Genomic DNA, 18353 nt, shown 5'->3' with positions numbered 1-18353 from the left:
GCGCGCGCGGAACCACCTGGCGCTGAGCGGGACGATCAAGGAAGAAAGCCGGCGCGAGCCGGCTGCGACTGCGCCGGAAGCGGCAAAGAGTATATCAATACTTTGCCCGATTGCGCCGGAGCCGCGCGGAGCATGGCGCGGCGCATCGGGCGCGGTTTCAGGGGCGGATTCAGGCGCGTTTTCAGGCAAATCCCACCGAGCGATTGCGCCCTTCGCGCTTGGCCGTGTAAAGCGCCGCATCCGCCTCGTTGATGAGCGCTTCGTACGACGACGTCACGCCGGTACGCGCACGCGCCACGCCGACGCTCGCCGTCACGGGCACGCGCGCGTTCTGCACGTCGACGGGCGTCTCGCCGATCTCCCTCCGCACTTTCTCCGCGACGATCATCGCGTCGTCGAAATTCGTGCACGGCAAGAGCAGCGCGAATTCCTCGCCGCCAAAACGCCCGAACACGTCCTGGACGCGCACGGCTTTGGCGACGCGCTCGGCCATCACGCGCAGGACCGTATCGCCGACGAGGTGGCCGCGATCGTCGTTGATGCGTTTGAAATGGTCGAGATCGAAGAGCAGCATCGACAGTTCGCCGCCGTAGCGATGCCAGCGCTGGAATTCGTCGCGCAATCGCAGCTCGAAATAGCGCCGGTTCGCGATGCCGGTCAAGCCGTCGCGGTCCGCGAATTCCTGCAGTTTCGCGACGGCTTCGTCGCGGGCGCGCTGCATCATGCTCGCGTGCGTCACGTCGGAAATCGTCACGCAGACGGCGCGCACGTCCCCCTCCAGCGTGAGCGGCATGAACGTGCAGTCCTGCTGCATGTAATCGACGCCGCCGGTGATCGGCCGGTCGTGGTCGAACTTGAAGAGATACGGGCGCTGCTCCCACGAACTGAACGCGAAGCTGCCGAGCTGGAACACGCTTTCGACCTTGCGCGTGAACCACACGCGCGGCAGTTCCGGAAAGCTCGCGAAAATCGATTTGCCGATCACTTGCTCGGCCGTCTTGCCGCTGTGGTCCTGCATGAAGCGGTTCCACATCAGCACGTTGAGGTCGCGATCGAGCACGAAGATGCCGAATCCGACACGCTCGATCACCAGCTCGCTCAGCAGATGGCGCAGGTCTTCCATTCGTCAGAGGCTCGACAGCAGCGCATCGAGCGCTTCGCTCAGATGCGCGATCGCGTCCTCGGCCATCAGCATCACGAGATGCGCGCGAAAACTGTGGTCTTCGAGCGCGAAATTCACTTCGAGCAGGAGCGCCGTCTTCCACGCGAGCATCGCGGGCTGAAAGACCTCGTCGAGCCCGATGTCCGAGCCGAGCATGCCGGGCGGCGAAAAAATCGGCGAACGGCCAAGGCGGTCGAGAATGCACGACACGCACGCGCCCATCAGCACCGTCGCGATATCGAAGACGAGCTCGGTGCGCGTCGTCGTCGTGTACGTGGACTTCGTGTAGGGATCGTCGACGAGCGCGCACAGCTGATCGACGCTGCCGCTCTTGCAGAGCACGATCGCCTCGCCCTTGATGTCCGAGCGGAAGCCCTGGCGCACGGCGGTAACGGTATCGGTGATGCCGGTCATCTCCGAAAGCGCCGCGGATGCCTCCGCCACGCTCACGACGCGCACGCGCGGCACCGACAGCTCGATGAAGGTGCCGAGCAGCTTCGAAAGACGCGTCGCGGCCTGGCCCATCGCCATGTTGGCCACTTCCTGCAGCGCGTCGCGCTGATCTTCGTTGAGGGCGGTTTCAAGCATGGAGACCGTACTCCTTCAATACGGGGCGCAGCGCTTCGGGCGTCACCGGCTTCGGCAGGAAGGCGATCGCGCCGAGCGCGCGTACGCGTTCCTGGGCCATCGGCTGCACATCGGCGGATACCACGATCACGAACGTATTCAGATCTTCGTGCTGCAAGGCGTCGAGAACCTGATAGCCCGTCATGTCGGGCATCGTCAGATCGAGGAACATCACCGAGGCGCGGCCGGCCCGATAGTGCTCGAGCGCCTCGCGCCCGTTGGTCGCGTAGGAGATCTCGACGTCCCAGTCCGGGGGCAGCGCGCGCGTCAGCACCTTGCGCGCGAGCAGTGAATCATCGGCAATGACAATCGGCAACGGCATGGTCGGCAGGATCTTTTAGGCTGTTTTCGGGCGGAGAACGGTCGTGTCGACGGACACGGCGGGCTCTCGTATGGATTACGGCATCCGCGCAGCGATCTTTATAGCGATGTTCACGGAAGAACCGGCGTGAGCCCTTGGGCCCGGCGGGAATGCGGGCGCTGTCGGTGATGCAGGTCGGCGGCGATGAGCCAGGCGCGTCGCCTGTCGACGTCGGCGCGCCACGCGGCGGGCGGGCGCTGTGTAATCAGCGCGCGCCCAGTGCGCGATGGATGCTGGCTCTCGATCGGCGTCATGTTGCCTGCCCCGTGCGTGATCCGGAGATCCCGGACCTTGGCCTTTTTCTCCTCGCTCGGTCGCGCTGCCTGCCCGCATCTGCCGGGCAAGCGGTACTTCGCCCCGACGCGCGCCGGGAGGCTGCTTGTATTCCCCGGCCGACGCTCTCAGCGGCGTTTCGGATCGGAGGATTGCATTGTCTGATTATCAGAATGTCAAAGCAACTCGATGAGGCGCCAAGCGAGAATTAATATGATGAAATAAGGTTCGATACGGGTGAATTCTGCTCGATGTGTTCCGATGCGCTGTCAGTCCATGCTTTTGTGTACGTTTGCGCTTCCAAGAATCTCGCTAACTGCGCGCCGCGTGCAAGCTTCGTTCGACGGCCGGGAAGGCTGAATCGCGCCGATCCGGCATGCTTCGTGCGTCCTAGTTGCGGTTGCACCGTCCACGCCCGCTACCGCGTACGAAAGGTACGGGCCATGAGTAAGTTTTCCAATTCGCTGCCAAAAATGACGCTGCAACGTGAGGAGTCCGACGCCGTTCCCGCCGCGCAGTCGTGGCAGGAGGAACCGCCTTTTCCGGTGGTGCCCGAGCGCAACTTCGCCGCGCAGCGCCTCACGCTCTATGCGTTGCTGGTCGCGGCGGTCGTGCTGCCGTGCGTGTACGTCGCCATCACCGCATACACCGATTACCACGCGCGCGTCGCCGACGCCTCCGATCTGGTCGCGCGCAACGCCCGCGTCGCGGAAGAACACGCGCTGAAAGTCTTCGATCTGAACGTGACGCTCAACGAGCGCATCGTCGATCTGCTCGACGGCCTCGACGCCGCCGCGATCCGCCGCGAAAGCGCCACGATCCATCAGCGCCTCAAGGCGATCAGCGGCTCCTATCAGCAAGTTGCGGCGGCATCCGTGTTCGGCGCCGACGGCAAGCTGCTCGCGACGAGCCGCATCTGGCCGACGCCCGACATCTCCGTTGCCGAGCGCGACGATTTCGGCGGCCTGCGCGCCGGCCAGAGCCAGCGGATTTCGCGCGTGATGGTCGGCCGCGTCGCCGGCGAGCAGGTGTTCAACACGGCGATCGCGCGGCGCACGCCGGCGGGCGCGTTCGACGGCATGGTGACGATCGCGCTGCGCCCATCGTATTTCAGCGCGTTCTATCGCGAGCTGATCGGCGATAACCCGAGCGTGTCGCTCGGTCTGACGCGCGCGGACGGCGAAGTGCTCGCGTGGTATCCGCCGCGCCCGGCCGATCGCATGGCGCTCGCGGCCAGCTCGCCGCTGCGCGAGGCGTACCGCGCGGGCGGCCGAAGCGGCGTCGTCAGGATGGTTTCGGGGCTGGACGATCAGCTGAAGATCGTCGCGTTCCGGCGCGTCGGCGGGTATCCGGCCTATGTATCGAGCGGCTATCCGATCGCGACGATCTGGTCGGCATGGTGGAAGCATCTGAGCGTGCTCGCGCTCTCGATCTTCGCGCCGTGCGTCGTGCTGTGGGGCGTAATCGCGCAGTCGTTGCGGCGCCTCGCGACCGAAGAGGAAGCGTGGGAGCGCTGGCAGGCCGAAGCGTCGATGCGCCGCTCGATCGAATCGGCGTATCGGCAGGCGCGCAAGATGGAGGCGCTCGGCAATCTCGTCGGCAGCGTCGCGCACGACTTCAACAATCTGCTGATGATCGTCTCGACCAACGTGCAGATCGCGCGGCGGCGCGGCGCGCCCGGCCTCGATCGCGAACTCACGGCGATGGAACGCGCGCTGAAAAGCGGCCAGTCGCTCACGCGGCAACTGCTCGGCGTCGCGCGCAAACAGCCGTTGCGCAGCGAGATCATCGCGATCGGCAAATGGGTGCCGGCGGGGCGCGAGTTGCTGCGCGCATCGCTCGGCGCGAAGGTTGCGCTCAGCGTCGAAGTCGCGCCGGAGGTGTGGGCGATCCGCGTCGATCCGGCGGAACTGGAGCTCGCGCTCATCAACGTCGCGGTGAACGCGCGCGACGCGATGCCCAACGGCGGCACCTTCACCGTGCGCGCCGGCAACGTGCGCTTTCGCCACGAGGACGGCTTTCCGATCACCGGCGAATTCGTGCAGATCACGCTCGAAGACAACGGCTTCGGCATGAGCGCCGAAGTGCTCGGGCGCGCGTTCGAACCGCTTTTCACGACCAAGCCGAAAGGCATGGGCACGGGCCTCGGCCTGCCGCAGGTGTTCGCGTTCTGCGAGCGCGCGGGCGGGCTCGCGACCATCGACAGCGCGATCGGCGCGGGCACCGCCGTGCGTCTGTACCTGCCGCGCGCGACGGCGGCGGCGCCCGGCGCGGCCGCGAAGCACGAACAAGCGGCGTCGCAGGAAGCGGACGGCTTGCGCGTGCTGCTCGTCGAGGACAACGAGGAAGTCGCCGCCGGCACCGAAGCGCTGCTCACGATGATGGGCCACCACGTCACCTACCTCTTCAACGCCGATGCCGCCGCGACGATGCTCGAAGCCGCGCGCGCCGACGCATCGGCCGGTTTTCCGTTCGATGTCGTGCTCTCCGACATTCACATGCCGGGGCAGATGAACGGCATCGATCTCGCCGAAATGATGCAGCGCTTTCACCCGCGCATTCCGGTGATCCTCGTCACGGGTTACGCGGAAGAGCTCGACCGCGCGCGGCAGGTCGGCGCGCGCGTGCTGTCCAAGCCGTTCGACATCGCGCTGCTCGACGCGCTCCTGCGCGCGATCCGCGACGGCGCGACGCCTTCCGATCTGCGCGCGGCGCGTTCGGTCGATCGCTGAACCGCCCGCGCTGCAATCGACTTTTGCACGCGCGTTTGTAAAAGCGCCGGCTCCTTTTCCCGCGCCGTGCCGCTCGCGCCGGTTCACGCGCATCCGGCACGCGAGTTGCGTGAATGCCGACATGCGCGGCGACCGACGTCGCCGATTTTCGGAATTCGCCCATCCGCAGGAGGCGTACATGCGACACACCGTCATCGGAGTTTTCGACACCTATGCGCAGGCCGAGGACGCGCGCTCGGCCCTGATCGCCGCCGGCTTCCTGCGCGCGGATATCGAACTGCAGGCCAATCCCAAGCGCGACGATGCAGCCGCGCCGTCCGACATGCCCGATGCCGTCACGCATCAGGAGCCGGGCGTGCTCGCCAACATCGAGCGCTTCTTCAGCATGCTCTTCGGCGGACGCGATCAGCCGCCGGAAGTCGCGCACTATTCCGAGGCCGTGCGGCGCGGTGCGATCCTCGTCGCCGTCGAAACGCCGAGCGTCGAGCAGGCCGACATCGCGCGCGCGACGCTGTCCGATCAGGGCGCGATCGATATCGATGAACGCGCGGCAAGCTGGACGACGCTCGAACACGGCACGTCCGCGGCGGCCGCCGATGACCGCGATCATTCGGTGCTCGACGAACTGGGCCTCGGACGCGGCAGCGCGGTGCCGGGACGCGAGCCGGTGAACGATCCCGACCAGACGCCGTCGCGTGCGCGGGCTTATCCGCACGCCGATGTCGGCGATCCGGCCGCGCTGACGCCGCGCGATTACGTCAGCGATCCCGCCGACGATCCGCTGATGCCGCGCGGCGGCATGTCGCAATCGCAGTCCCAATCCCAGTCGATGACGAGCGACGCCGAACGCACCGCCCGCGATCCGCTCGCCGGTCGCGACCCGGTCACGGGCCGGGATTCGTACGCGACGACCGGCGCCGATCCGCTCGCCGATCCGCTCGCCGATCCGCTCGCCGGGACGCCCGCCGATCCGCTCGCGGCGCGCACCGAACTCGCGGGCGATTCGCTATCGGAGCGCGACGCCATCGCGGGCCGCGATCCGCTGCGCACGACCGGCGCGGTGCCGCCCGAGCGCGCTCCGTTGCCCGGCGTGCGTACCGACACGGCGTCCGAATGGCGCTCCGTCGAACCGTTGAGCCCGCTCGACGAACCCGCGACGCCGTCTCAGGCGGGCGCGGCGCGCGCGGCGGGATCGTCGCCCGATCCGGTTGTCGCTTCGGCGGGAACGCAGGCGGGCGGTCCGGTCGGACCCATCGGAAATCCGCAAAACGTGCCCAATGAATTCATGGAGTACGAAGACGACTTCCGCGCCGATTACGCATCGAAGTATTCGGCGACGGGCGAGCCTTACGAGGACTATCAGGGCGCGTATCGCTACGGCGCGACGCTCGGCAACGACGATCGATTCCGCAGCCGCACCTGGGACGATCAGATGGAATACGAAACGCGCCGCGACTGGGAGAGCAAGCACCCCGAAGGCGATACGTGGGAACGCTTCAAGGCGGCGATTCGTCACGGCTGGGATCGTGTGACGGGACATCATCACGTCTGAGTTCCGAGCCGCTCACGACAACGGCCCGCTTGCGCGGGCCGTTTTTTCGTGTGAACGGTGAGCGCTCAGGCCGCCCGATCCCGCACCCATGCGACGTACTTGTCCATGAACGTCTGCAGATATTTGCGCGTGTCTTCGCTCACGATATTGCCGTTTTCGTCGATGCGCTTTTCGTCGTGCTTGATGTACATCTCCGGCTGATTCATCAGCACGATGTCGAGGTACGCGCACACGCCGCGCAGATGCGACTGCGCGATCGCCGTGCCGATCGCCCCGACCGACGTCCCGATGATCGCGCCCGGCTTGCCGCCCCACGCGCTTTGTCCCCACGGACGCGAGCCCCAGTCGAGCGCGTTCTTCAGCACACCGGGAATCGAGCGGTTGTATTCCGGCGTGACGATCAAGAGGCCGTTTGCTTCGGCGATCTTCTGCTTGAACGTGCGCGCGGCTTCGGGAAAGTCGCTGTCGTAGTCCTGGCTGTACAACGGCAGGCTACCGATGTCGAGAAACTCGAACGAGAAATCGCCCGGCGCGAGCGACACCAGCGCATGCGCGAGCTGCTTGTTGAACGAACCCTGTCGCAGACTGCCGACGACCACCGCGATCTTTAAGGCCATGAGATCTTCCCCGTCAAAGGTATGAAAAGGCGGATGAAGCGTTCCGGACAACGCCGTCCTCGCGACGACGCGCGTGCACATGATAGGCGCATCGCGGGTCGGCCGTCTTCAATGCGCGCAGTCAATCGGGACTATTTTTGCGATGAATCGAGCAATGTACCTCGCGCCGCGCCACTACGCGGTTCACAGTGAGCTATCCCCATGGTTATCCACAGTTTCTGTGGATAAGTCGAGAGTAACTTTCATTCCGATAATTTTCTGATTCAACCACGAAACAAAGCGCCCCAAGTCGCGCAAAAAGGTCGTACGAATCGGAACGCATCCTTGCTGATCGCGTAAAAATCTCCGCATTAAGTGAGCGATTACTTGCCATCGCGGGCGCGCATTCATCCACTCTGAACAACAATGTGTTGGCTCAATCAGTATTTTTGTCCAATAGGAATCCTCCTAGACTGCCTCTCACGCGTCGGCCCCGACGCACACGCATCCAGGAGATTCAAATGAAAAGCTCATTGATCGGCGGTCTCGTTTTGTCGGCGCTTCTCGCCACCGCGCCCGCTTTTGCGCAATCGACGCCTGTGGGCAAGACCCGCGCCGAAGTGAAAGCGGAGCTACAGAGCGCGCGTCGCGCGGGCGATCTGGATGCGGTCAACGCGCTGAGCTATCCGCAATTGCGTCCTTATCAGGAACGGCACGCACAGCTTCAGGCCGGCGTGCGCGACGGTTCCAGCGCGCACTGAACAGCAGCGATTTCGATAATCAGAGGAAGCAGTCTGAACTGGCCCTCCTCCACCGTCGGAATGAAGGTGGTTCGCCCGGTGCCCCCGCGCCGGGCTTTTTTTTCGCGGTCAGAGCAAAGCCGCGTTCAGTACGCGTAGCCCGCGATGATGAGACCGAAGACCGGCAGCATGATGGTGAGCTCCGAGGGAAAAGGTGAGACGTTTCGGGAGCCTCCCCACGGTGAGCCAGCCGATACAGCCGCGCCTCACTTATAGCCGGATCATCGGGATCGCGAAGCAATTCGGCAGCTCAGTCACATTCTTAAGTGGACCACCCAAGCCGTTGTTCTTTAACGCATTCGACTTGCTTGACCACGATGCGGCGCGGCATGTACTTCGAGCCGCCCGGTCATCGTTTCGAAACGCGCCGGCTTCGGCTACGCGACGCGCTCCGCTAAAGGTGAGCAGATTCGGGAGTCAGGAAAAGGCCTTGTCGTCAGGCCGCGGCCCAGGAATTAAACCCAGTCGGCACAGCTACTTGCGCTTCCCGCGGTTATTTACCCGCGTCATGGATACGCCTTGAGGTGAGGAAATTCGGGAGCCACTCGGCGGACGGAACGGCACTTGCTGCTCTGTCAGCCCTCGTACTTCTCACCCACCCCGGCAACATGACCATCAAAAGACCTTGGGCATACGGCGCTGCGGCGCTGGCTCTGATCGGAGGCGTCGCGACGCTGGCTGCATGCGCGTCGAACGGGGCGCGCCCAAGCGGCAACGACAACGTGCCCGAACCGTCGAAGGCAGTCGACATCGATCGCTATCTCGGTCACTGGCACGAGTTCGCGCGTTACGAAAATCGCTTCGAGCGCAATTGCGAAGCCGTCACGGCGAACTACGCGCGTCGCGAGGACGGGCTCGTATCCGTCGTCAACGCGTGCAGGCAAGGCGGGCTGAGCGGTCCGTACCGGTCGGCGGAAGGACGCGCGAAGATCGTCCCCGGATCGAATGGGACGAAGCTGAAGGTGTCGTTCTTCGGTCCGTTCTACGTCGGCGACTACTGGATTCTCGATCACGCCGACGATTACACGTGGTCCATCGTCGGCGAACCGACCGGGCGTTATCTGTGGATTTTGACGCGCGAGGCGAAGCCTTCGGCGGAGTTGCGTCGCACGCTGATCGAGCGCACGCGCGCGCTCGGTTACGACGTCACGATGCTGCGCGAAACGCAGCAAGGCTGACTTTTCAGCTTGCCTTGCAAGCGACGAGCAGCGAGTTCTGATTGTTCTCGGTCGACTGGCCAAGCACGTCGTAGCCGTTCGGACAGAGCGCCTTCGCGTTGTCCGTGCAATTGCGCCATCCGCCGTAGGCGGGGCATTGAATCTGTTGCGTCGGACGTCCGTCGGCGGAGAAAAGCGGCGGCGCGCTGCTGCATCCGGCGAGCGCCCACGCGCTGCCCGCCAGCATGATCGAAAGGCCGAGTTTTCTGCCGAGTTCCGTCGCGCTTTTCATCCGCTACCCCTTTGATTCTTGGTCGTTATTTTTCGATTTCGGGAGTATGCCACGCGAAGCTTTCGCGACAATTCGCCTGTTCGCAAAAGTGCGTCAGACGGCGATGCCGAGCGCCGCGATCTTCTTGTACAACGTCGCCCGTCCGATGCCGATTTTCTCCGCCGCATCCGCGACCCGACCGCCGCTCGCGCGCAACGCATCCGAGAGAAAGCGCCGCTCGAAATCGGCCATCGCGTCGGCGTACGACACGTTCGGCGGCTCGTCGCCTTCCTGGGCGATGGGTTCGGCCTGCGCCGCGATCGCCACTCGCCCCGCATCGATGAACGCGGAGAGCGCGCGGGCGTCGATGTGCTCGGTTTCGGACAGCATCAACGCGCGTTCGAGCGTGTTGCGCAGTTCGCGGACATTGCCGGGCCAGGAATACGCCTCGAGCAGTTGCAGGCCATCTTTATGCAGCACGAAATGGCCGACGTGCCCCGGCCGCGTATCGGCGGACAGGTCTTCGAGGATCGCGTAAGCGAGCGCTTCGATATCGGCGAGCCGGTCGCGCAACGGCGGCGCGTGGATCGTCAGCACGTTCAGCCGATAGAACAGGTCCGCGCGAAAGCGTCCCGCCGCGACGAGCGCGGGCAGATCGGCGGAGGTCGCCGCGATGATGCGGACATCCGCGCGCACGATGCGATTCGAGCCGAGCGGCTCGAACTCCTTGTCCTGCAGCACGCGCAGCAGCTTGCCCTGAAGCGGCAGCGGCATATCGCCGATTTCGTCGAGGAAAAGCGTGCCGCCATCGGCGAGTTCGAACTTGCCGACGCGCCCTTTCCGCTCCGCGCCCGTGTACGCGCCCGCCGCCGCGCCGAAGAACTCGACTTCGAGCAGCGTGTCGGGGATCGCCGCGACGTTGACGGTCACGAGCGGCTTACCCGCGCGCGTCGACGCGCCGTGGATCGAATGCGCGAGCAGTTCCTTGCCGGTGCCGGTTTCGCCGAGCAGAAGCACGGGCGCACCGCCGAGCGCCGCGCGCCGCGCCTGACGTTACACTTCGAGACGGCCCGGGCTCGGGCCGACGAAGCTCGAAAACGTATACTTCGCGCGCCGCGCCTGCGCAAGCGACTGGCGCGTCGCGATCAGTTCCTGCTGCACGCGCGAGTAATGCGCGAACAGCGGCGTGAGCGCCTTCATCTCGTCGAAGAGCGCGAAGCCGATCGCGCCGACCGTCGCGCCGGAGTCGTCCTTTAGCGGCAGACGCGTGACGACGAGCGGCTCGCGATCCGTTTCCAGCACGTCGAGCAGAATCGGCTTGCCGGTCGCGACGACCTCGCGCATCAGGCTGTTCGGAATCACCGCTTCGCAGTCGAGTCCGATCGCGTCGAGCGGATCGTCGAAGCCGAAGCGCGCCGCGTAGCGTTTGTTGATCCACACGACGCGCGCGTCCGCGTCGACGATGAAGGTGCCTTCGCTCAGATTCTCGAAGGTCTTGAAAAGCGACTCCATCGCGCGGCGCATCACGTCGCTGTAGTCCGCCGGCACGTTGATCCAGTCGTTGCGCATGGCGCCCAAAGTCTCCGTTTTCTCCATATCGAGACGACTATCTCAATCCGGAGACGCGCCCGCTATCCGCATCTGCACTAGTTCTCAATGCTGTATGCAGCTGTTTCGATAGACGAGGATGTCTCCGTTTGGAGACATTTTCCTGAAACCTTGCGATGTCATCTTCCCCTGATGCCTGTCGCGCCTGAGTTTCAGCACACTGGCACGGAAAGTGCATTTTGCACGCGCGGTGCGTTATCCATGCGCCGGCAGCGCTTCCAGAAGAGGCGCGCTGACAGTTTCAAAGAACAACCATCACGGAGACTCAATGTCGTTCATCATCGTGCTCGCCGCCCTGGCGTTCCTGATGCTCGCCGCCTATCGCGGCTACAGCGTCATTCTTTTTGCGCCGATCGCCGCGCTCGCGGCCGTCCTCCTCACCGATCCCGCTGCCGTCGCGCCCGTTTTCTCCGGCATCTTCATGGAGAAGATGGTCGGCTTCGTGAAGCTCTACTTTCCTGTGTTTCTGCTCGGCGCGGTGTTCGGCAAGGTCATCGAGCTGTCGGGATTCTCGGAGTCGATCGTCGCCGCAGCCATTCGATACATCGGCAAGTCGCGCGTGAATGCGGTGATCGTCGCGGTGTGCGCGTTGCTCACCTATGGCGGCGTGTCGCTGTTCGTCGTCGTGTTCGCGGTGTATCCGTTCGCGGCTGAGATGTATCGGCAGAGCAATATTCCGAAGCGTCTGATGCCGGGCGCGATTGCGCTGGGCGCTTTCTCGTTCACGATGGATTCGCTGCCGGGCACGCCGCAGATTCAGAACATCATCCCGACGACGTTCTTCAAGACGACTGGCTGGGCCGCGCCGTGGCTGGGCGTGATCGGTTCGCTGTTCATTATCGTCGTCGGCCTGGCGTTTCTCGAATGGCGCCGGCGCTCGGCGATGGCCAAGGGCGAAGGCTACGGCACGTCGCTCGTGAATGAGCCGGAGCGTGTGGAATCGACGTCGCTGCCCAATCCGATGCTCGCGATCGCGCCGCTGATTCTCGTCGGCGTTGCCAACTTCGCGCTGACGAAGTGGATTCCGACGTGGTATGGCGCGAGCTATACCGTGCCGCCGGAAGTGCTGCCGGGCGTGCATGCGCCTGTCACGACGGCTGTCAAAACCGTCGTCGCGATCTGGGCGGTGGAAGGTGCGTTGCTGCTTGGCATCGTGCTCGTTCTGCTGACCGCGTTTTCGCGCGTGAAGGAGCGGTTCGCGGTGGGGACGCGGGCGGCCGTTGCGGGGGCGCTCCTCGCGGCGATGAACACGGCTTCCGAATATGGCTTCGGTGGTGTGATCGCGGCTTTGCCAGGGTTTCTCGTGGTCAGCGATGCGCTCAAGAGCATTCCCAATCCGCTCGTCAATGCGGCTATCTCCGTTTCGTCACTCGCGGGGATTACGGGGTCTGCTTCCGGCGGGATGAGTATCGCGCTTGCTGCCATGTCGGATACGTTTATCGCTGGCGCTCAAGCTGCACATATTCCTTTGGAAGTGCTGCATCGCGTTGTGGCTATGGCCTCCGGTGGTATGGATACGCTGCCGCATAACGGTGCTGTTATTACTCTTCTGGCCGTGACCGGGCTCACGCATCGCGAGTCTTATCGCGATATTTTCGCTGTGACCATCATCAAGACTTTGGCCGTGTTCTTTGTTATCGCGGTTTATTACGCGACCGGCATTGTTTGATTTTTTCGGTTTATGCCGGATCCCGTTTTCTTAGTGGTCTATTAGCGTTGCCCCTGTGCGGGGCGGCACCTACTTTCTTTGCTGCTGCAAAGAAAGTAGGCAAAGAAAGCAGCTTTTCAAGCCCGCGGTCACACGCACGTTGGGTAGTACTCTCGTCCTAGGCGGCACTCGCCTAAAGAGTGCCCTCGAAGGACTAACCGGGCTTGGCTCGCGCACGGTCTGCCGCCCGAAACCGTTGAGAACGCTGGTTCAGCACGAAATGGCTTCGGCACAGCGCTACGCGCTGCCGCCGGGTCCGCAAGGGAAACCAACGTAAGGCAAGTGCAGTGAGATGGAGGCGTTAGTGAAGAAGCGCATGCATCCCCGCTTGACCGGTCGGCCGCGAAGCGGGCTGGAGCTATTTCGTGCTGAACCAGTTTGTTATGTGGTGCGATGTTACAGACCGTGCGCGAGCCAAGCCCGATTAGGTGTTTGAGGGCACTCTTTAGGCAGCCCACGATGGACGAGAGGACTACCCAAATTGCGTGTGACCGCGGGCGTATCAGTAGCTGCTTTCTTTGCTTACTTTCTTTGCAGCAGCAAAGAAAGTGAGTGCCGCCCCGCACAGGGGCAGTGCCAATAGACCGACACGAATACGGGATCCGGCGAAAAAAAGAAAAAACCCTAATTTACGCACAGCAAGCCAACACACCAAACTCCGCAGAACCCGATCAAAACTCCGGAAAGAAGGAAAAAACCCGCATATGACCCAAACCGCATTGAACAAAGCGCTCGCCGGCAAGACGGCATTGGTCACCGGCTCGACGAGCGGCATCGGCCTCGGCATCGCGACGGCACTCGCACAGGCAGGCGCGAATCTCGTGCTCAACGGTTTCGGCGATATCGAAGGCGCGCTGAAGCAGATCGAAGCCACCGGCGTGAAAGCGGTCCACCATCCCGCCGACATGACGAAGCCCGAAGAAATCGAAGCGATGATCGCCTTCGCAAACGAGCAATTCGGCGCCGTCGATGTCCTCGTCAACAACGCCGGCATACAGCACGTCGCGACCATCGACGAATTCCCGGTCGATCGCTGGGACGCGATCATCGCGATTAACCTCAGCTCGGCGTTCCACACGATGCGCGTCGCGCTGCCGCAAATGCGCGCGCGCAACTGGGGCCGCGTCATCAATATCGCGTCGGTGCACGGGCTCGTCGGCTCGGCGGGCAAATCGGCGTACGTCGCCGCGAAACACGGCATTCTCGGCCTGACCAAAGTCGCCGCGCTCGAAAACGCCCGCACCGGCGTGACCGTCAACGCAATCTGCCCAGGCTTCGTGCTCACGCCGCTCGTGCAGAAACAGATCGACGATCTCGCCGCCCGCGACTCGCTCACGCCGGACGCGGCCCGCGCCAAGCTGCTCGGCGACAAACAGCCGTCCGCGCAATTCGTGACGGCGCAGCAGATCGGCGATATGGCCGTGTTCCTCTGCTCCGATGCCGCCAGCGAAATGCGCGGCTCGGCGCTGCAAATCGACGGCGGATGGAGCGCGCAGTAACTAACGCGCCCCTATCGGCGACAAATCGCCACACTTGAGCGTTTCAGTCGGATTCCCCTAAAGATTGTGGGGCCAATCGCCGTTATGTCCTTGTAATAAGACGCGCGCCGCCTTCGAAAAGCGGCGCGCGACGCGAAGAAGAATCAAGGACACCATGCGCAATAACCAGCCCGTAACCCAGCAAGAGTTCGAATTCCCCGCCTCGGCGATGCTCGTCTCCGCCACCGACCTTTCCGGCAACATCCAGTACTGCAATCCGGCTTTCGTGTCGGTGTCGGGCTTCTCGCGCGACGAGCTGGTCGGCCAGCCGCACAACCTCATCCGGCATCCCGACATGCCGCGCGAAGCGTTCGCCGATCTCTGGTCGACCGTGCGCGCCGGCCGCTCGTGGACCGCGCTCGTCAAGAATCGCCGCAAGAACGGCGATCACTACTGGGTGCGCGCGAACGTCACGCCGGTGATGGACCACGGCAAGGTCGTCGGCTATCTCTCCGTGCGCGTGAAGCCGACGCGCGATGAAGTCCGCGACGCCACCGCGCTCTACGCGCAGATCAAGGCCGGCAACGCGTCGCGACGCCTCGTGCGCGGCGCGCTCGTGAAGAACGGCATCGCGGGCAAGCTCGCGGCGCTCGCGAACCTGCCGGTGAGTTCGCGTCTCGCCACGGCTTTCGCCGCCGTGCCCGTCAGCATGCTGGTCGCGGCGCTGGCAGGATGGCGCGGCGCGCCGCCGCTGCCCTTCTGGATCGCGCTCGGCGTGAGTTCCGTTGCGAGCTTCGTGGGCTGGCTCGCGCTTTCGCGTCAGGTCGATGCGCCCGTCCGCACGATGTCCGGTTTCGCGGCGCGCATGGCCGCGGGCGATCTGACCGCCGACATGCCCGATGCGCGTCACGACGATCTCGGCGACGTGCAGCGCGCGCTCGGGCAGTTGAAGGCGAATCTCGCGGCGATCGTCTTCGACGTGCGCGGCCAGATCGGCGGCATGCTCGAGGCCGCCAACGAGATTTCGAGCGGCAACACGGACTTGTCGCGCCGCACGGAGATGCAGGCGGCATCGCTCGAACAGACGGCCGCGACGATGGATCAGCTCACGACGACCGTGCAAGGCAACGCCGACGCCACCGTGCGCGCGCTGGAAGTCGTCAAGGAAGCGCAGGCCGCGGCGGACGACGGCGGGCGCATCGCGAGCCAGGTCGAGCAGACGATGGCGGGCATCACGGCGGCGTCGCGGCGCATCGCGGACATCACCGATGTCATCGACGGCATCGCGTTCCAGACCAACATCCTCGCGCTCAACGCGGCCGTCGAGGCGGCGCGCGCGGGCGAAGCGGGCCGCTCGTTCGCGGTCGTCGCGACCGAAGTGCGCAATCTGGCGCAGCGCTGCGCGGCATCGGCGAAGGAAATCGAAGGCGTCGTCGCGACGAGCGTCGCGCAGATCGCGGAAGGCACGAGCCTCGTCGCGCGCACGACGAGCCAGATGCGCGCCATCGACGAAGCGGTGAACCGCGTATCGGCGATCATCATGGAAGTCGCGAAGGCGAGCGGCGAGCAGGCCGAGGGCATCGCGCAGGTGAATCAGGCGGTCGCGCATCTCGACGATTCGACCCAGCAGAACGCCGCGCTCGTCGAGCAGGCGGCGGCCACCGCGCAGCGCCTCGCGGAACGCGCGGTCGTGCTCGACGAAGCCGTGCGCCTCTTTACCGTGGCGAAGGCTTAGGATCGCTTGGTACTATCGGACATTGCCCACGAGGAGTGTCTCCGATGACCGCTGAGAACAATCGCACGGAAGAAGCGCGAGCGATGGAACGTATCGTCAACGCGACGCGCCAGGTTCAGTCCGCTTTCCTGGCGCTGCAAAAGCAGTTTCCGCCCGAAGGCGACGGCCGGCCTTCGCAGATGGCGCTGCAGACCTTCGACGCCGCGCTTCAGGAACTCGAAGACGCGCAAGCCGCCTTCGACACCATGCTCAACGATCTGTTCGACGGCAACCGCTAAATCGCCACGTTCTCGCGCGGGCCGTTCAGCGCGGTTTCATCGCCGGCGTCGTTGAGGCCCGCCCACGGCACGCCGTCGGCGGACTGGCGGCGCGCGGCGGCCACGCACGCTTCGACCAGCTCCCTGAACGACACCGCCGCCGAACTCGTACGCACGAGCACTTCGCCTTGCAGCGAACTTTCGGGGAAGATCAAGCCGACGATCAGTTCCGCCGACGGCGCGCGCTGATGCAGACGCCGCAGCAGGTTGCGCAGATACGGCGGCGACTCGGCGGCATCGAACGACACGACGCAGATGATCGTCACGCCGGCGAGATCGACCTCGCCGAAGCGTCCGCGCGAAAAGCGCTCGTAGCCCGCGAGGTCCGCGTACAGGCCGTGCTTGCGAAACAGCTGCACGGCGATGGTCGCCGCGAGATCGTCGAGCTCGCTTCTCCCCGCGATGCAGAGCACCGACGCCGTGTGGCCTTCCTTCTGCGCATCGAAGCGCGCGGGCGGCGTCTCGGGCGCGATGCGCGGCCCGTCGTCGGGCGATTCGAAACTCGCGGGCAAGTCCTCTTTCGGCGCGACGGTGACGGCCGTGTCCTCCGCATCCTCCAGCCCTTCGATGATGTCGAGCGCCGACTCGTTGATGCGCCGCAACTGATCCGCCGTGACGACGCCGCGCAGCACGTCGTTATGCGCGTAGCGCAAGCCTTCGAGCGCGACATCGTCGTAATACGCGATCAGAGAGCGTTCCTTGAGCAACGTCTCGGCCTGCACGAGCGCCTCGTCGGGATCGTTCGCGAGCAGGCGCTGATAGAAGTTCTCGGCGGGCGTGAGCGCGGGCCGGTCGCCGAACAGCACGTCGAGAAATTCGAGGCGATCGACATGGCGGCCGAGAATCACGAGGCAGAGCGTGAGCGGCGTCGAGAGCACGAGGCCGATCGGCCCCCAGATCCAGCTCCAGAAAATCGCCGCGACGATCACCGCGAACGGCGACAGGCCCGTGCTATGCCCGTACAGCAGCGGCTCGACGACTTGACCCGCGACGATGTCCGTCACGCCGAAGAGCACGATGGTCCACACGAGCATCGCCCAGCCGGGACCGACGGCCGCCGCGAACACGACCGCGACGATCGCCGCGATCCACGTTCCGACATACGGCACAAAGCGCAGAAGCGCGGTCATCACGCCGAAGAGCAGCGCGCCCGGCACGCCGATGATCGCGAGCCCGATCGAAATGACGATGCCCACGCCCACGTTGATGCCGAGCTGCGCGAGGAAGTAGCGCGACAGGCGCCGCGCGGCTTCGTCCATCGCGGTGGTCGCCCGATGCAGGTCGCGCGAGCCGAAAAGCCGTATCAGCCGGTCGCGCAGATCTTCGCGCTGAAGCAGGATGAACACCGCGACCACGAGCACGATGCCGGTGGTTTCCAGCGGACTGATGATCGGCGACAGAAAGCGCTGCGCGAGTTCCAGCGGCGTCGGCGTGGGCTCGTGCACTTCGACGGGCATCGGCTGGTCGATCGGCGAAGCGGCCGGATTGTCCTCGTTCTTCGGCTCCTGCTCGCGCGCGGGCGAAATCCGCTTCAGCGCGCGCGATGCGCGGCCGAGAAACTCATCGGCGCGGCCGACAGTCATCTTCTGCACGGAATCGATCTTGCGCTCGACGGCGACCTGATACTTCGGCAGATCGCCCGCGAGCTGCGCGACCTGAGCGCCGATCAGCGCGCCGACCGCCGTCAGCACCGACAGCGCGACCACTACGGCGACGATCACGGAAGGCACTTGCCCGAAGCGCAGCCGCCGCAGGAAATCGACGAACGGCGCGAGCAGAAAGCTCAGCAGAATCGCGAGGATGATCGGGATCATCACCGCGCGGCCGAAGTACAGCGCGCAAATGACGATGACGCCTGTCACGAGCGACGCCAGCGCGCGCACGCCGGGCGCTTCCGGCGGCAGGATCTTCGCGGGTGGCCGGCGCGGCCCGGGTGCTTGCGGCATGGAAACGGCTCGCTTTTAGTGTGTGGTCGG

At 64.6% G+C, this 18353-nt stretch carries 16 protein-coding genes; 8 read left to right on the top strand and 8 right to left on the bottom strand.

Translation table 11 applies throughout. The features are described 5' to 3' along the window. Window positions 1–181 precede the first annotated feature (181 nt). The 3 genes from QCE49_RS25630 to QCE49_RS25620 are packed head-to-tail and all read right to left on the bottom strand — an operon-like array spanning window position 182 to window position 2111. Window positions 182–1123 (bottom strand): diguanylate cyclase, encoded by a 942-nt coding sequence (locus tag QCE49_RS25630; RefSeq protein ID WP_008354268.1) that lies wholly within the window; start codon window positions 1121–1123, stop codon window positions 182–184. 3 nt (window positions 1124–1126) lie between these two features. Next, complete coding sequence (locus QCE49_RS25625) at window positions 1127–1750, bottom strand: chemotaxis protein CheC (RefSeq protein ID WP_008354267.1); 624 nt, start codon at window positions 1748–1750, stop codon at window positions 1127–1129. Next, a complete protein-coding gene (locus QCE49_RS25620; RefSeq protein ID WP_008354266.1) occupies window positions 1743–2111 on the bottom strand; it encodes a response regulator in 369 nt (122 codons plus the stop codon). Before QCE49_RS25620 ends, QCE49_RS25625 begins: the two co-directional genes overlap by 8 nt. 785 nt (window positions 2112–2896) lie before the next feature. On the opposite strand from QCE49_RS25620, the gene QCE49_RS25615 reads away from it, so the two are divergent. Then, a complete protein-coding gene (locus tag QCE49_RS25615; protein ID WP_175982388.1) occupies window positions 2897–5155 on the top strand; it encodes a hybrid sensor histidine kinase/response regulator in 2259 nt (752 codons plus the stop codon). 178 nt (window positions 5156–5333) lie between these two features. Further along, window positions 5334–6707 (top strand): hypothetical protein, encoded by a 1374-nt coding sequence (locus QCE49_RS25610; RefSeq protein ID WP_250457942.1) that lies wholly within the window; start codon window positions 5334–5336, stop codon window positions 6705–6707. Between the two features lie 65 nt (window positions 6708–6772). Here the strand turns inward: QCE49_RS25610 and QCE49_RS25605 are convergent, their stop codons facing one another. Next, window positions 6773–7324, bottom strand: a complete 552-nt coding sequence (locus QCE49_RS25605) for an NADPH-dependent FMN reductase (RefSeq protein ID WP_008354262.1) — start codon at window positions 7322–7324, stop codon at window positions 6773–6775. A 500-nt stretch (window positions 7325–7824) separates the two neighbouring features. Here QCE49_RS25605 and QCE49_RS25600 point away from each other — a divergent pair, with 500 nt between their 5' ends. Together QCE49_RS25600 and QCE49_RS25595 are read left to right on the top strand one after the other, a co-directional pair. Further along, window positions 7825–8064 carry a DUF4148 domain-containing protein gene (locus QCE49_RS25600; protein ID WP_008354261.1) on the top strand — a complete coding sequence of 80 codons (240 nt, stop codon included), beginning with the start codon at window positions 7825–7827 and terminating at the stop codon, window positions 8062–8064. A gap of 647 nt (window positions 8065–8711) precedes the next feature. Continuing rightward, complete coding sequence (locus tag QCE49_RS25595; protein ID WP_008354260.1) at window positions 8712–9281, top strand: lipocalin family protein; 570 nt, start codon at window positions 8712–8714, stop codon at window positions 9279–9281. A 4-nt stretch (window positions 9282–9285) separates the two neighbouring features. On the opposite strand, the gene QCE49_RS25590 is transcribed toward QCE49_RS25595, so the two are convergent. From QCE49_RS25590 to QCE49_RS34630, 3 genes are all read right to left on the bottom strand, one after another. Next, a complete protein-coding gene (locus QCE49_RS25590; protein WP_008354259.1) occupies window positions 9286–9552 on the bottom strand; it encodes a hypothetical protein in 267 nt (88 codons plus the stop codon). Window positions 9553–9645: 93 nt separating this feature from the next. Then, window positions 9646–10548 carry a sigma-54 interaction domain-containing protein gene (locus QCE49_RS34635; protein ID WP_409017496.1) on the bottom strand — a complete coding sequence of 301 codons (903 nt, stop codon included), beginning with the start codon at window positions 10546–10548 and terminating at the stop codon, window positions 9646–9648. Between the two features lie 36 nt (window positions 10549–10584). Then, complete coding sequence (locus QCE49_RS34630) at window positions 10585–11100, bottom strand: PAS domain-containing protein (RefSeq protein WP_409017494.1); 516 nt, start codon at window positions 11098–11100, stop codon at window positions 10585–10587. 307 nt (window positions 11101–11407) lie between these two features. Between QCE49_RS34630 and QCE49_RS25580 the strand changes: the two genes are divergently transcribed. The 4 genes from QCE49_RS25580 (at window position 11408) to QCE49_RS25565 (ending at window position 16338) form a co-directional block, all read left to right on the top strand. After that, window positions 11408–12808, top strand: coding sequence for a GntP family permease (locus QCE49_RS25580; RefSeq protein ID WP_008354257.1), 1401 nt, complete (start codon window positions 11408–11410; stop codon window positions 12806–12808). Between the two features lie 743 nt (window positions 12809–13551). Continuing rightward, the gene (locus QCE49_RS25575; RefSeq protein ID WP_008354256.1) at window positions 13552–14346 is read left to right on the top strand and encodes a 3-hydroxybutyrate dehydrogenase; all 795 of its coding nucleotides are present in this window, start codon (window positions 13552–13554) and stop codon (window positions 14344–14346) included. A gap of 154 nt (window positions 14347–14500) precedes the next feature. Next, a complete protein-coding gene (locus QCE49_RS25570) occupies window positions 14501–16060 on the top strand; it encodes a PAS domain-containing methyl-accepting chemotaxis protein (protein WP_250440827.1) in 1560 nt (519 codons plus the stop codon). Between the two features lie 44 nt (window positions 16061–16104). Continuing rightward, on the top strand, window positions 16105–16338 hold the full coding sequence (locus QCE49_RS25565; protein ID WP_008354254.1) for a hypothetical protein: 234 nt from the start codon (window positions 16105–16107) through the stop codon (window positions 16336–16338). Here the strand turns inward: QCE49_RS25565 and QCE49_RS25560 are convergent. Beyond that, window positions 16335–18323, bottom strand: a complete 1989-nt coding sequence (locus QCE49_RS25560) for an AI-2E family transporter (RefSeq protein WP_008354253.1) — start codon at window positions 18321–18323, stop codon at window positions 16335–16337. The two genes, QCE49_RS25565 and QCE49_RS25560, sit on opposite strands and share 4 nt — an antisense overlap. Window positions 18324–18353 lie beyond the last annotated feature (30 nt).

This window comes from Caballeronia sp. LZ008, assembly GCF_031451435.1.
In the GTDB taxonomy this organism is placed as follows: domain Bacteria; phylum Pseudomonadota; class Gammaproteobacteria; order Burkholderiales; family Burkholderiaceae; genus Caballeronia; species Caballeronia zhejiangensis.
Note: the sequence above shows the minus strand (reverse complement) of the source record. Positions and strands in the feature narration are given on the sequence as shown.